The 13,073-nt window shown below is 63.1% G+C and carries 10 protein-coding genes and 1 pseudogene; 4 read left to right on the forward strand and 7 right to left on the reverse strand.

What is annotated here, in order from left to right; translation table 11 throughout:
- Positions 1–70: 70 nt before the first annotated feature.
- The 4 genes from AC0L2O_RS29830 to AC0L2O_RS29845 all read right to left on the reverse strand — a co-directional run bounded on the left by AC0L2O_RS29830 (position 71) and on the right by AC0L2O_RS29845 (position 8,832).
- Complete coding sequence (locus tag AC0L2O_RS29830) at positions 71–1,132, reverse strand: DUF7146 domain-containing protein (protein ID WP_473372277.1); 1,062 nt, start codon at positions 1,130–1,132, stop codon at positions 71–73.
- Positions 1,132–5,451 (reverse strand): strawberry notch-like NTP hydrolase domain-containing protein, encoded by a 4,320-nt coding sequence (locus tag AC0L2O_RS29835; protein WP_473372269.1) that lies wholly within the window; start codon positions 5,449–5,451, stop codon positions 1,132–1,134. Before AC0L2O_RS29835 ends, AC0L2O_RS29830 begins: the two co-directional genes overlap by 1 nt.
- A gap of 180 nt (positions 5,452–5,631) precedes the next feature.
- The gene (locus AC0L2O_RS29840) at positions 5,632–7,749 is read right to left on the reverse strand and encodes a ParB/RepB/Spo0J family partition protein (protein WP_473372270.1); all 2,118 of its coding nucleotides are present in this window, start codon (positions 7,747–7,749) and stop codon (positions 5,632–5,634) included.
- Between the two features lie 132 nt (positions 7,750–7,881).
- Positions 7,882–8,832 carry an ArdC family protein gene (locus AC0L2O_RS29845; protein ID WP_473372271.1) on the reverse strand — a complete coding sequence of 317 codons (951 nt, stop codon included), beginning with the start codon at positions 8,830–8,832 and terminating at the stop codon, positions 7,882–7,884.
- Between the two features lie 235 nt (positions 8,833–9,067).
- Here AC0L2O_RS29845 and AC0L2O_RS29850 point away from each other — a divergent pair, with 235 nt between their 5' ends.
- Positions 9,068–9,313, forward strand: coding sequence for a hypothetical protein (locus tag AC0L2O_RS29850; RefSeq protein WP_473372272.1), 246 nt, complete (start codon positions 9,068–9,070; stop codon positions 9,311–9,313).
- A 524-nt stretch (positions 9,314–9,837) separates the two neighbouring features.
- On the opposite strand, the gene AC0L2O_RS29855 is transcribed toward AC0L2O_RS29850, so the two are convergent.
- Complete coding sequence (locus tag AC0L2O_RS29855; protein WP_212110636.1) at positions 9,838–10,020, reverse strand: hypothetical protein; 183 nt, start codon at positions 10,018–10,020, stop codon at positions 9,838–9,840.
- Positions 10,021–10,187: 167 nt separating this feature from the next.
- On the opposite strand from AC0L2O_RS29855, the gene AC0L2O_RS29860 reads away from it, so the two are divergent.
- The gene (locus AC0L2O_RS29860) at positions 10,188–10,451 is read left to right on the forward strand and encodes a hypothetical protein (RefSeq protein ID WP_212110634.1); all 264 of its coding nucleotides are present in this window, start codon (positions 10,188–10,190) and stop codon (positions 10,449–10,451) included.
- Positions 10,452–10,478: 27 nt separating this feature from the next.
- Here AC0L2O_RS29860 and AC0L2O_RS29865 read toward each other — a convergent pair whose 3' ends face one another.
- Positions 10,479–11,093, reverse strand: a complete 615-nt coding sequence (locus AC0L2O_RS29865; protein ID WP_473372273.1) for a cell envelope biogenesis protein TolA — start codon at positions 11,091–11,093, stop codon at positions 10,479–10,481.
- A 170-nt stretch (positions 11,094–11,263) separates the two neighbouring features.
- Positions 11,264–12,196 carry a non-homologous end joining protein Ku gene (ku, locus tag AC0L2O_RS29870; protein ID WP_473372274.1) on the reverse strand — a complete coding sequence of 311 codons (933 nt, stop codon included), beginning with the start codon at positions 12,194–12,196 and terminating at the stop codon, positions 11,264–11,266.
- Between the two features lie 146 nt (positions 12,197–12,342).
- Here ku and AC0L2O_RS29875 point away from each other — a divergent pair, with 146 nt between their 5' ends.
- Both AC0L2O_RS29875 and AC0L2O_RS29880 read left to right on the forward strand, forming a co-directional pair.
- Positions 12,343–12,738, forward strand: a complete 396-nt coding sequence (locus tag AC0L2O_RS29875) for a hypothetical protein (protein ID WP_473372275.1) — start codon at positions 12,343–12,345, stop codon at positions 12,736–12,738.
- 47 nt (positions 12,739–12,785) lie between these two features.
- Positions 12,786–12,995, forward strand: a pseudogene (locus tag AC0L2O_RS29880) (hypothetical protein); the annotation flags it as partial.
- Positions 12,996–13,073: the final 78 nt, after the last annotated feature.

The raw sequence follows: 13,073 nt of genomic DNA on the forward strand, positions 1-13,073 counted from the left end.
CCGAGGTCGCGTCCCCTCCCGGCAATGGCCTCGTTATGACCGACCAATTAACGGCGATCGAAGCACCGGCCTATTCTGCGGCTACCGTTGACGAATGCAGGAAGCGGACGACGTCCTCTGGGACGAGTTGAAGCCGCAACGCTGTTCTGAGGGTCTCGGGACCGAAGATGTGCAGGTCTTCGTTGAAATCGCCCAGCCGGGGCGACAACGCGATCGCTTCAATGCCGACGGCTGCTGCACGCTGGCTAAGCGCAGCCTGTACGGCATCTCCGGCGGCATCAGCGTCACGGGCGATATAGAGCCGACGCAGGCCAGACGGCAGCATCATGGCTGCAAGGTGATTGGCCGAAAGCGCGGCTGTCATCGGCAACGTTGGCAGCACGTAACGCAGCGACAACATGGTCTCGAGACCCTCGCCGGCAGCGAGCACGTCGTCCGCCGCGCCGAACCGAACGGCATTGCCGAGCAAGTCGCCCATAGCCCGTCGTGGCGTGTCGATCGGAGCCTTTCCGAGCCGGATCCGATCGAAGCCGTCTGGATCGAGCCAGGTTCGATGCACGCCGGTGATCCGCCCCTCAAGGTCCGTGACGCGGGCAACCATCGCCGGCCAGGTTTCGGTCGGAGAATGCTCATCCGGTCTATAGTAGCAACGAGGATGGAAGCGCAGGCTGCCGCCATGGTGGACGCGGGCTATTCCGCGGCGTTGCAAATACGCCTCGACCACCGTGCCTTCGATCTCACTTGAAATCGCAAAGAGCCGACGGGCGGCTTCCTGCGATCCGACCGGCGCGACCGAACGAACGGGTTTCAACGCCAGCTGCGGCTCGGGGCGAGGCAGCTTTAGAAACCGCCTCGCTTCCTCGGTGACCTCGCTGAAGTCGCGCAAACCCCGGCATTTGCGGATGATGTCGAGGAGGTCGCCATGCTCGCCGGTCGCAGCGTCAGTCCACTTGCCGGCGGGACCCTTCGGCGATTCCTGGAGCCGCACAAACATCGAGCGGCCCGGCGTATTATGGGCGTCGCCGACCACCCAGTACCGCCCGGCCCGCTTGCCATTGGAGAGATAGTATCGGCACACGGCCTCAGCCTCGCGCGCGAGGCGGCGTGCCAGTTCGGAGGCGTCGGGGACCATCACGCGGCCTCCCGCTCACTGACGCGCGCGACCGGATATGTGTCGAGCACCTTTGTCAGGATCCCGACGCCGCTTTCGTCCGTGGGTACGAACATCCGCAGCTTCCAGGAGATGATCTCTCCAAAGAGGCCGTAAGCGCGAAGGCGATCGCGCATCGTGTCGTTGAATCCCGACAGTTCGATACGGCATGCGCCCATCACTCGGACGCGGCGAATCTGAAGCCCCTCCGCGAGGTCGAGGACGGTGCGTCCCTCCATCACTGCTGCAAAGGCAGCGTCCGGCGCCAGCGTAGGCGCGTCCGCCGAGACGACGTTTGCGACCCACGCGGCAGAAACCTTGCGGCCGATGATGCGTTCGCCCGCATCGGTCTGGAGCCGATAGACACGGGTCGATTCGTTCGGCAGTCGTTTCCAGATGGGTAACAGCAAGCCGGCCACGACGTGGACCGTGCTCTCCGTGAACTCAGGGACCTCGGCAAGCTCCGCCAGCCAAGCCGCGGCAAAACGTTCGCGATCCGCTTCAAGCCAATGGCTCTCCACCATCATATTTGCGGGAACCTGGTGCTGCTCCATAGGCCGGATCAGGCGGACGCGACGCTCGATCTCGCCGTCGTCGAGCATGACGCTCGGGGCCGGAACCTGCACGGCGGCCCGTCCCGAGCGCTCGTTGATCAGCAGGGCTGCATGATTGGAAAGACGAGCAAGGGCGTCATCCAAACCAACAGGACGGTTGCGCTGGCGCTGCGTGATGCTGAGCAGCCGTGTCTCGGCGCCTGTGCGCGGATGGACATAGATTGTCCTCCGGTCGGCGACTATAAAGCTTTCGGCGCGGAGCGTTTCCAGCCCGACGTCGTAGGTGCCGGATGCGACCGCGCCCTCGATCCGAGCGGTCAAGAGCTGCTCGAAGGCGGTGAAGAGGACATTCTGTAGGTCGATGGTGAGCGCCAACAACCTGTTCAGGAATGTCGTGATCGGCGGCAGGTCATCCCTGAGCCCATTGGCATCTGTCAGCTTCAGGCCGGTGGAATCCTCGAACCCTTCAAGCGAGCAACCGTCGACCTTGCCTCGGACGAGCAACGTGTAGAGTTGACGCAACGCGTCACGCCCGTACTGGCTTTCGAGATTGTCCTCGGGCCGAAACAGGCCCTGCCCTCCGGTCTGGCGCTGGCCGCGCGTAATGGCCCCTAATGTGTCGAGCCGACGGGCAATGGTGCTGAGGAAGCGCTTTTCGGCCTTCACGTCGGTCGCAATGGGACGAAACAGCGGCGGCTGCGCCTGGTTGGTCCGGTTGGTCCGGCCGAGGCCCTGGATCGCAGCATCCGCCTTCCAGCCGGGTTCGAGCAGATAGTGGACGCGCAGGCGCCGATTTCGAGCCGATAATTCGGCATGGTAGCTCCTTCCCGTGCCGCCCGCATCGGAGAACACGAGGATGCGTTTGACGTCATCCATAAAGGCCGAGGTCTCGGCGAGATTTGCCGACCCGGCGCGGCTTTCGACGATCAGCCGGTCGCCCTTGCGAATGATACGGCGCGAGCGGCCGGTCACTTCGGCGACCATGTCGGTGCTGAAGCGCTGCACGATTTGATCCAGCGCGCCGGGTACCGGAGGCAGCGAGGCGAGTTTCTCAATGAGGCGGTCGCGTCGTGCTACGGCTTCCCGGCTCTCAACCGGCTGACCATCGCGATAGACAGGCCGAGAGCAGAGGTTGCCTTCCGAGTCGGTAAACGGCTCGTAGAGCTGGACCGGGAAGGAATGGGCGAGATAGTCGAGCACATACTCGCGCGGGGTGATATCGACCTGGACGTCGCCCCAGTCTTCGGTCGGGATCTCGGCGAGCCGTCGCTCCATCAGGGCTTCGCCCGTTGAGACAATCTGGACGACAGCGGCATGGCCGGCGTCGAGATCGCGGTCGATCGATTGGATGAGCGTCGGCGTCTTCATCGAGGTCAGCAGATGACCGAAGAAGCGCTGTTTGGCGCTCTCGAAGGCGGACCGGGCCGCGGACTTTGCCTGCCCGTTCAGCGTTCCGGTTTCGCCGGTGATGTTGGCGGCCCGCATCGCCGCGTCGAGGTTGTTATGGATGATGCTGAACGCGTCTGCATAGGCGTCGTAGATGCGAACCTGCTCCGGCGTAAGCTGGTGTTCGACGAGCTCGTACGCGACGCCCTCATAGGACAATGAGCGGGTAGCGTAGAGACCGAGCGCCTTGAGGTCGCGCGCCAGCACCTCCATCGCCGCGACCCCACCATCCTCGATTGCCTCGACGAACTCGGCACGTGTGGCGAACGGGAAATCGGCGCCGCCCCAAAGACCGAGGCGTTGCGCATAAGCGAGGTTGTGGACGGTGGTGGCGCCCGTCGCCGACACGTAAACCACGCGAGCGTTCGGCAAGGCGTGCTGGAGCCTCAGGCCCGCGCGCCCCTGCTGGGAGGCCGCCTGGTCACCGCGTTCGCCCTTGCCGCCGACCGCGTTCTGCATGGCATGGCTCTCGTCGAAGACGATCACTCCGTCGAAGTCGGAGCCCAACCATTCAACGATCTGCCTGACACGCGAAAGCTTTTCGCCACGCTCGTCGGTGCGTAGCGTGGCGTAGGTGGTAAAAAGGATGCCTTCCGAAAGCCGGACCGGGGTGCCCTGGCGAAACCGGGACAGGGGCGTAACGAGCAGCCGCTCCATGCCTAGCGCGGACCAGTCGCGCTGGGCATCTTCGATGAGCTTGTCGGATTTGCTGACCCAGACCGCACGGCGGCGGCCCTTGAGCCAATTGTCGAGCAGGATCCCTGCGACCTGCCGCCCCTTGCCAGCGCCAGTGCCATCGCCCAAGAACCAGCCGCGACGAAAGCGGACGACATTCTCTGCGTCATCGCGCGCGGCAGCTACAACATCAAACGTCGCGTCGACCGTCCAGGAGCCCGCGAGAAATTCGGAATGCGCCTCGCCGGCATAAATGACGCTCTCGAGCTGGGCGTCCGACAGAACTCCATCTGCCACCAGGGTTGAAGGCAGATGCGGACGGTAGGACGGCTTCGGTGGCGCAACGGACGCCATCGCGGCAGACTGCACGAGCTTGGTCGGATGTGCGCACGATCCGGGAATACGGATCGACTGCAGTCCATATTCCTCATAAAGCGCATCGGTGAGTCGAGCGCCTTCCGGCGGCGACCATTCGACCGTCTCGTAGGTGAGTTTTATGCCTTCTGGCGCCGCGCCTCCTGAAGTGAACGATGCCCGTGGTGCAGCGGCGCCGGCCGATCGCGACATTGCAGGGCGCCTAGTGGCGTCGGCCACCACCGGCGCGGCGACGGGCAGCCTCGGCGGCACATGCAGGGTTACCCAATTGAGCAGGGTGCCGACATCGCCGGCCATGCCTTGCGAGGCGGGAAAAGCCTTCGGATCGGCGGCGGGCAACTTATCGATGACGAGCAGCCTCGTGTCCGTCTGAGTGCCGTGCTTGGCGTAGACGGCGCCATCGATCGCGGCAGAAAACACGACCCGTCCGCGCTGCTGGAGGCGAACAAAGGCCTCTAGCCACGCCGGGTTATCCGGCGCAAGACCTGCGCCAGCGATGGCGACGAGGCGTCCACCATCGCAAAGACGCGCGAGCGCCGAAGCGATGTGCCGGAAAGCCGCGTCCGCCATCCGCCGATCGACATTCGTCACAGCGGAGAACGGCGGGTTCATCAGAACCACGCTCGGCACGACCCTCGTGCCGAGATGATCATCGATCTGCGCGGCGTCGAACCGCGTGACCTCAACGTTGGCAAACAAATCATCTAGCAGCGCCGCGCGGCCTTCAGCCAACTCGTTCAACACCAGAGAGCCGCCGGCGAGCTCGGCAAGGATGGCGAGCAAGCCGGTCCCCGCGGATGGCTCCAGAACCCGGTCAGCAGGCGTAATACCGGCGGCGGTGCATGCGGTCAGCCCAAGCGGGATCGGCGTTGAGAATTGCTGGAACGCCTGACTGTCCTCGGAACGCCGCGTATGGGTCGGCAGACAGCTCGTGATTTTCGCGAGCATTGGCAACATCGCGGCAGTCGAGCCAGCCTTGGCGCGCATGGCCGGACCGAACTTGCGAAGGAATAGAACGGTTGCTGCCTCGCAGACGTCATAGGCGGTCTTCCAGTTCCAGGCGCCGGCCGCATCCGAGGCGCCGAAGGCAGCCTCCATGGCGCTACGCAGAACGGCGGCATCGATGCGACGGCCGCGTTCGAGATCAGTCAACAGCTGTCGGGCGGCGCTGACGGCCGCAGAGGTGAGACTTGCAGCGGCACGCATCGAGAGCGGCGCGGCGGCGCCGCCGCCGGCGAGAGATTCGGTCATGACAGGATTTCTCGGGAGAGCAGGAACGGGTCGAACCATCGGGCGCTCTCCTTTGACCCGACGGCTCAAACCCTTCCCGGCCCAGCTCTCCCTCTCAACGCTCGCCTACAAAAATGGGGACCGGCGCTGCACACCGGTCCCCAAGCAACTGCAGGACGGCCGGAGCCGTCCCGCTCTGTGTTACTCAGCCGCGTCGAGCTGTTGCGGGTCGTCGTCGCCCGCTTTCTCCCGATCCTCATCGTCGGCGAGGAATTCGGGCAGTGGGCTGGCTTCACCCTCCTGCTCCACCGACGACACGCTGGGAGCGACGAGACGCAGCGGTTCCGGCAACCAACCCGAACCATCGAGAAGCCGCTCAGCCTCCTTGGCCATGTCAGCTTTCTTCAAGTGGTCGATCAGATGTGCGGAAGATTCACCCCGTGCTTCCCGCACCGCCTCCAGAATGCGAGGCTTGGTGACCCGGCCGAGATAGTTGTCGGCGGTCGGCCGCCAGCCGGCCTGCACCATGTCGAGCCCGACCGCGCGCGCCAGCACATTTGCCTGGTCGAGACGCGTGCAGACGCCGTGGGCGGAGACATGGCCCTGATTGTAGCGGTTGGCTGGCTCGTAGAGAGCGTTGACCGCAAATGATGCGCAGTGAGCGAACAGGGACGCCTGAGCGGCACCGTCGAGAGCTGTGAGCGCATCCCAAAGATCGCTCTCGCCCTTCGGCAACCGTGCTTTCCAGAACTCGTGCCGCGCCTCAACGGCCTTCGCGGACGCGCTCTCCCTCAGGCCGGGGGCTTGAGTGGGAAAGGTCGGCGTACGAAGTCCGATCTCAAGAGAGCTTCCAGAAGACGAGAACCGGTAAAAGGCGGTCAGTACGAAGTTGTGCAATACCGCCTGGAACGCGATGGCGGGATTTTCCGCCAGTGCATCCCTCAATGCCAGCGTGCGATGCGCCGTCAGCTCGGTGATGAGCCGGTCCGGCAGAGGTTTGGCCTTATCGTCATCATCTTCCTCGGTATCGACCGGGTGACCGGCGACTGCGATCACCGTGCGCTGGACGGAAGTGCTTGCCTCTTGCCCTTCGGTCGACAACGGATCGGCGACCTGCCCGCCATCAGCATCGGTTGCTGGTTTATCGTCCTCTGCCCGGACGTAACCCCGGTCCACGGAAAGGCGTCCCTCGGAATCTATGCTAACGAAGACGCCAGCTCGGGCGATCTCGGTCGGATCGTAGAGCACCGGCCTGTCTTCGAGCGCCGTCAGTGCAGCTTCGATCTCGCCGAGACGCTGATCGACGTCGTCGGGCAATTCGTCGGCATCCTGGTAGTCAGATTCAAGCTTGGCCTGCTCGGCGATCAGCACGTCGATGGTGACCTGCTCGTCAGGGGACAGGTCGACAGGTTTGCCCTCCAGTTCGCGCAGGCCTGTCGCATGGCCGTAGGGGAAATCGACGGCCACGGAAATCCACTTCCAACCCTCGGCGGCAATGGTCTCGGCTTCGGCCTTGAGCCTTTCTGTCACAAGGCGGTCGAGCAAAGGGACATCTTGAAGCCAGCCGCCGTCATCGTGCTCGAAAAGGTCCCGCAAAACGGTGCCGCCGGCCTGCTCGTAAGCGTCAAGTCCGACGAACTGGGCGCGACGGTCGGAAGCGCGCACGGTATTCTCCGTCAGCATCCGCCGGATCTGATATGGCTCGTCGTTGCCGGATCTGCTGGCATTATCCCAGACCTGCTCCTGACGCGCCTGGTCGGCCGTGACGGAAAAGGCCATCAACTGCTCGAGCGTCATGCCATCTTCGGCATAGACGTCGTGCAACTTCGGCGACACCGATGCCAGACGCAGGCGCTGCTTGACGATCGCTGGCGGGACGAAGTGCCGCGCGGCGATATCCTCTTCATTCATGCCACCGTCATGCAACACCTTGAAAGCGCGGAACTGATCCAGCGGGTGCAGGCCGACCCGCTCGTCATTCTCTGCGAGGGAATCGTCCTCGGCGATGCCACCATCCCTGATAACGCAGGGGACAGGTTGCGTCCTCGCCATACGCTTCTGCTTGACCAGCAGTTCGAGCGCGCGGTAGCGGCGTCCACCAGCCGGCACCTCGAACATACCAGTCTCCTGGCCGTCGGCATCGGCGACCGCACGGACGCTCAGGCTTTGTAACAGCGTGCGCTGAGCGATGCTCTCCGCCAGTTGCTCGATCGAGACGCCGGCCTTCACGCGGCGGACGTTGGACTGGCTGAGCACCAGTTTGTTGAAGGGGATATCGCGGGAGGGACTGAGTTTGATTTTCTGAACAGCGCTTGCCATGTCGGATTCTCCGACGGGCGGCCAAAAGACTCTCTCTCGACCTCCTACCCGTCACAGGCAAACCGGCGCTCCTCTCACTCTCTGACACGCAGCACCAACTGTAGGCGGACACTGAGACGACGTGCGGATGCATCACGCGGCCTCCTCATTGCCCTCAACGATGGAATCGATCGCGGGGGGCAGAAAGGCGAGCAGGAAATCAGCGGCCTTCGATGCCGCGCTCGCGGCGCGCACGACGGCGCGATTATCCTCGCGCAGCACCTCGAGCCAGGAACCAATGTAGTCGGCGTGGCGCACGGTCGGCACGATACCGAGTGAGGCACAAACGAAGGCACCCGCTATTTCGGCGACCAGTTCTTCTCGCGCGTACGATTTTGAGCCGAACGAACCGGAGTGGTCGCGGTTGAGGCGGGACGCCTGGCCGGTCCAATGACCAAGCTCATGAAATGCGGTCCGGTGCCAATTGACCGGCTCGAAATAGACAGCCGGCGGTGGGACCTGCACGAAATCGCCCACCGTGTTGTAGTAGGCGCGCGCACCGCCGATGCGAAAATCCGCGCCGGTGGCGGCGATCAACGCCTCGGCTCGGGGCTCAATCTGATCTGGTGGCGCCGGGACGACCGAGGCAGCGACCCCCTCGGGCAAGCCATCGCACTGGTCCGTGTTGAAGACGGTAAAACGCTTGAGAAACGGGATGGCGCCCGGCTCTTCACCGGCCTCCGCGGCGCGCCGACGTTCGTCGTCCGGGGTGAAGCGATCGGCATAGACGACGGTCGTTCCCCGTTCACCCTTCCTGACGTAACCGCCAAGCCCAAGCGCCTGGCGAAAGGTGAGCCAGCTCTGTCCGGAAAAGCCGTGCTCGATAACGGCACCCCACAGGATCAGCACATTGATCCCGGAATAACCGCGCTGCGTCGACGCGTTGCGCGGCATGGCGAGCGGCGCCTTGATCGCCGCCGTCCCCCATGGCTGCACCCACGGGATACGGCCGGCCTCCAGCTCGGCGATGATCTTGTCGGTGATTTCAGTGTAAAGGCTCGCGCGGTCTTTGCCGGCGCGAACTCGGGCGGTATGTCCAGGCATCGCGGTTCTCCGCGACGGGCACCGGAAGCCTCTCCTCCGATCTTCAACCCGTCGCGGCAGATCCGGCCCGCACTCTCACTCTCAGTGACGGTGACGCGACGCGCTCTTTGACAAGCGGATTCGCGGTCGCGCCGCGTCTTGGCGTTAGGGATGAAAGCCCGGCGAGCGACTCAAGAGCGATCTCACCACTCGTTGGTATCAATTTTGCATTTGTGTTATCGTCTCAATGTTGCGCATGTCGATTCACGGCGTGCGCATGTTCACTGAGCCGGTTTTTTACAGAGGACGACATGGCCAAGAAAGCGAAGAAGGCAAAGAAGACCGCCAAGGCAGCCACCAAGAAGGCGGCAAAGAAGACTTCAAAGAAAAAGAAGTAGTCGTATCCGAGACTGAGAGACTGCCGCCTGCGGGTCGCCGCAACCCGGACGCAAAGCGAACCTGTCCAAAGGATCTGAAATGTCCTTTGCATCCGTTTCTCTAGCGCGGCAAGGCAACATAAGGCCGGCCCTTTGTGCAGCTAGCTACTGCATAAAGGTCCGGTTTTTCGTTGCTGCCCAGCGAGGGCATGATCTGCTCTTGCGCGAAGCATCAATACCGCCACTTCCTGCGACGGTGACGCCACGATTCTCTGAAAGAATGGTTTTCGCGGCAGCGAAGCCTCCTTTCGCAAAAGTGATGGAAGCCCGAAGAGCGCGGAGCGAAGGGAAGGCAAAGGCACCCGGCGCGGGGCAGTGATAGCGACGCCGGCATGAAATGACGGCGGGACCCGCGACCGAGTGCAGTCGCGAGACCGGTTAACAAGGCACCCGCGTTCGGGGCAGTGATAGCGGCGCCGGCATGAAATGACGGCGGCCCCTAACGCGAGTGCCTCCGGCGAGCGACTCATGATCGCGCGAGGGATCGAAGCCGGATGGCCGAGACGCGTTGCGGCTCGGTTCACGAGAGCCCGGTGCGGCACTTGCCGCACGCGCGCAAGAAGGGGCGCGAAGACTTGAGTCGGAGGATCTAGATTTCCTCGCGCGCATTCGTCTGCACGTCATAGATCCTGATCTGAAGCATGGGAAAACGTTTCTTGAGCTCTTCTCCACCTGCCCTGGCGCCGTCTCTGGTTGCAAATTCGGCTTTCAGTCGGCCGTCCACTTCAAGCGCATAACCAGAAGCAGGCAGTTCACGGGTGGCAGCAACCATATCATTCCCATTGTGCAGTGAGGTGGTGAGAATGATGGGTAGCGTGAGTCGCCCACACTGCGCTAGCACTCCAAACTCTGGGCTTCCGCCGCTGCGAATCCCTGCCATGTGTTATCGGCCGGAACGAATGACGGACAAAACGATTCGCCGTATCAGGAGCTATTCCTATGCTGATGACGCGTGAACGGAGGCCGCCGATACGGACGCTGCGCGGGTGGGCGATCCACGTTCTCCAGGAAGCGGGCGCCATCCGCGAGTGCGAGGAACACGGCTGGATGCAGGACCGCGCCGATCCGCATGCAAGGGAGCGGGCCTTCGATATCGCCCGTGGAGACCCGCCAGCAGGCGTCTCCCCCGATGCAGCGGCGGCCGAAGTTCACGACGTGCTGAACTCGATTGGTGATACCTGCCCAGAATGCCCTCCTGATTAGAAGGACGGGCGCCGAGCACGACCGAAACTAACCCCGGGCGCGCCGCAGCGTAGCTTCCAATTGCTCCTTCTCCTTATGCCAGCGGGCTTTTTCGACCTGCGATCTCTTCTCGAGAGCCTCAAGCTCGGCCTGGATGGCGGCGGCCCGCTTCGCATGCTCTTGCTCAGCCTTGTCCAGCGCAGCCTGCGCCTTGTCGACAGCCTGCTGACGGCGTTCACGGTCCTTCTGCCTGGCAGCCTCTTCCTTTGCCTGTTCAAGCTGGCGCCGCCTCTGCTCCTTTTCGAAGGCGAGAGCGGCCTTTCGTTCGGCAGCCTTGTCGACGGGGCGAGAGGAAAGGTTCTTTGCCTTTGGGCCTTTCAACTTGCGGGCGACTTTCGTTGGTCCGCCGTCGCCAAGATCGGTGGGCAGCTCGGCATGCTCGCTGAAAGGTCGGTCGGTTCCGACCGGGCGCCTCAGAACGACGCCGGGCTTTGCCATGGCCGCTGCGATAACGTCCGGATCGTCGCTTTCCTTCGCCGCGCCCTGGTGGAAGAGATTGCTGTCTGCGCCCCACGCTTCCAGAGCCGCTTTCATGGAGGGAGCGGCAATCGCCAGATCGAAGAAGCCGAGCGAGGTCTGGTAGGTCTTCAGTTTTCTCGCCATGAGACGCTTCCCCGCATCGACCCGCTGACCGCTGCCATGCGATCAGCCGTGCTGTCTACCTCGCGAGCAGAGAACGTCCAAAGCGGGTGCACAGAGCGGCCCGCCCAGGAAATATCTCGATGCATCCGGCCTGTCGGAGCGAGTTTTCCGTTAACCAGCGCAAAGATAGCTTAAGCCGACTTCCGCTGCGGTTTGGCCACCGGCTTCCTTGCCGCGGCCTCCTTGGGCGGCTTCTTGCCGGCGATCGGCATCAGCATTTCCTTCTGCCCGGCCGCCGCCTTGCGCGCCTTCTTGGCTGGCTTCTTCGGCGCCTCTGTCGCTGCCGCTTTTTCGGCGCCAAGGCTCTTGCGCAGTGCGTCCATCAAATCAACGACATTCTCGCCACGGGGTCGCTCTTTCGCCGTGATGGGTTTGCCGACGCGCTTCTGGTTGATGAGATCGATGAGGGCGGTTTCGTACTGGTCTTCGAACTTGTCCGGCTCGAAGTGGCCCGCTTTCTGATTGACGATGTGCTTGGCGAGATCAAGCATGTCCTTGGTGACTTTGACGTCCTGGATGTCGTCGAAATACTCGTCCGCAGAACGCACTTCGTAAGGATAGCGCAGCAGCGTCCCCGTCAGGCCCTTCTTCATGGGCTCGAGGGCGATGATGTGCTCACGGTTGGTCAGCACCACCCGTCCGATGGCGACCTTGTTCATCTCACGGATCGTTTCACGGACGACGGCGAAGGCGTCGTGACCGACCTTTCCGTCCGGCACCAGATAGTAGGGACGGATCAGATACCTCGGGTCGATCTCGCTGCGGTCGACGAACTCGTCGATCTCGATGGTTCGCGTCGATTCCAGCGCGACGTTGTCGAGTTCCTCCTTCGTCACCTCGATGAAGGTGTCAGTGTCGACCTTGTAGCCCTTGACGATGTCCTCGTTGGCGACCTCCTCGCCGGTGTCGGCGTCCACTTTGGCGTACTTGATCCGGTGGCCGGTCTTCCGGTTGAGCTGGTTGAAGGAGACCTTTTCGGAATCCGACGTGGCCGGATAGAGCGCGACCGGACAGGTGACGAGGGAAAGACGCAGGAAGCCTTTCCAGTTAGCGCGGGGGGCCATGGCGGGGGAACTCCGATACTGATGCCGGATTCAAGACGAACGGCTCGGCTTGGTTCCGACACCGCGCCCATTACCAAAAGGATGATTTTTTCTCGGCGCGGGCTTGAGCGGACTCGACTTTTGTTCACTTTATGTTCTAATTCGGAATGACCGACCGACCCGCGAGCTGGCGCATGCCGACCCCGAAGCAGATGGAAAAACTGGCCGCTCAAGCCGCACGCAGGCCAGCTCTCCCCACTGCGGCTCCAGATGCGCCGCTCCCGGCCGAATACTGGGAATCGGTCCTCAAAGACCCGCGCGCCGAGGCGACCGGGGCCGAGATGCGGCAGCGTCGTCTTTCGGAAATTCAACGCCACGTCCTGCGCATCTCGTGCCGCCGCTGCGAGCGAACCGTGGAAATCCAGACCGCCGATGCAGTCCGATTGTATGGCCGCAACGCGGTCTGGAAGGACGTCGCGCAGCGGCTGCTCGACAACACCTGCCAGCAGCGCACTGGCAGGCATGAGGAAGACGGATGCTGGCCGGCATTCGAAACGCCGTAGCCCACTCTGGATTTGCCGATCCGATCTTTTCGCGCCTGGATGTCCGGATGGCCCCGAAGTATCACCCTACGCCGCTGTCGGGCGGCGACCGCAAGGCTCTGGCGAAGGAGCTCGGCAAGGCGCGGGCAATGGCCAATATCCTGGCTACCCAATCGGCGGAGACGCGAGCGAAGGCGGAAGCGCTCATCCAGCGGGCCGACAAGCTGCTATGCGAGAGTTGGAACGAACGGATGTGGAGCGACGGTGAGCCGATCGACTTCGCTGATCGTGGTCTTGACCGGTTTGCCGCGGATAATCCCTTGCAAACCCATGTCCCGCATCAATCGCGACACTGT

Source organism: Bradyrhizobium sp. Kon10, from assembly GCF_055807395.1.

Coding starts and splice junctions, on each gene's coding strand:
- AC0L2O_RS29830 (WP_473372277.1), bottom strand. CDS start 1,132: ATGGTCCCCGACGCCTCCGAACTGGCACGCCGCCTCGCGCGCGAGGCT.
- AC0L2O_RS29835 (WP_473372269.1), bottom strand. CDS start 5,451: ATGACCGAATCTCTCGCCGGCGGCGGCGCCGCCGCGCCGCTCTCGATG.
- AC0L2O_RS29840 (WP_473372270.1), bottom strand. CDS start 7,749: ATGGCAAGCGCTGTTCAGAAAATCAAACTCAGTCCCTCCCGCGATATC.
- AC0L2O_RS29845 (WP_473372271.1), bottom strand. CDS start 8,832: ATGCCTGGACATACCGCCCGAGTTCGCGCCGGCAAAGACCGCGCGAGC.
- AC0L2O_RS29850 (WP_473372272.1), top strand. CDS start 9,068: ATGTCGATTCACGGCGTGCGCATGTTCACTGAGCCGGTTTTTTACAGA.
- AC0L2O_RS29855 (WP_212110636.1), bottom strand. CDS start 10,020: ATGGTTGCTGCCACCCGTGAACTGCCTGCTTCTGGTTATGCGCTTGAA.
- AC0L2O_RS29860 (WP_212110634.1), top strand. CDS start 10,188: ATGCTGATGACGCGTGAACGGAGGCCGCCGATACGGACGCTGCGCGGG.
- AC0L2O_RS29865 (WP_473372273.1), bottom strand. CDS start 11,093: ATGGCGAGAAAACTGAAGACCTACCAGACCTCGCTCGGCTTCTTCGAT.
- ku (WP_473372274.1), bottom strand. CDS start 12,196: ATGGCCCCCCGCGCTAACTGGAAAGGCTTCCTGCGTCTTTCCCTCGTC.
- AC0L2O_RS29875 (WP_473372275.1), top strand. CDS start 12,343: ATGACCGACCGACCCGCGAGCTGGCGCATGCCGACCCCGAAGCAGATG.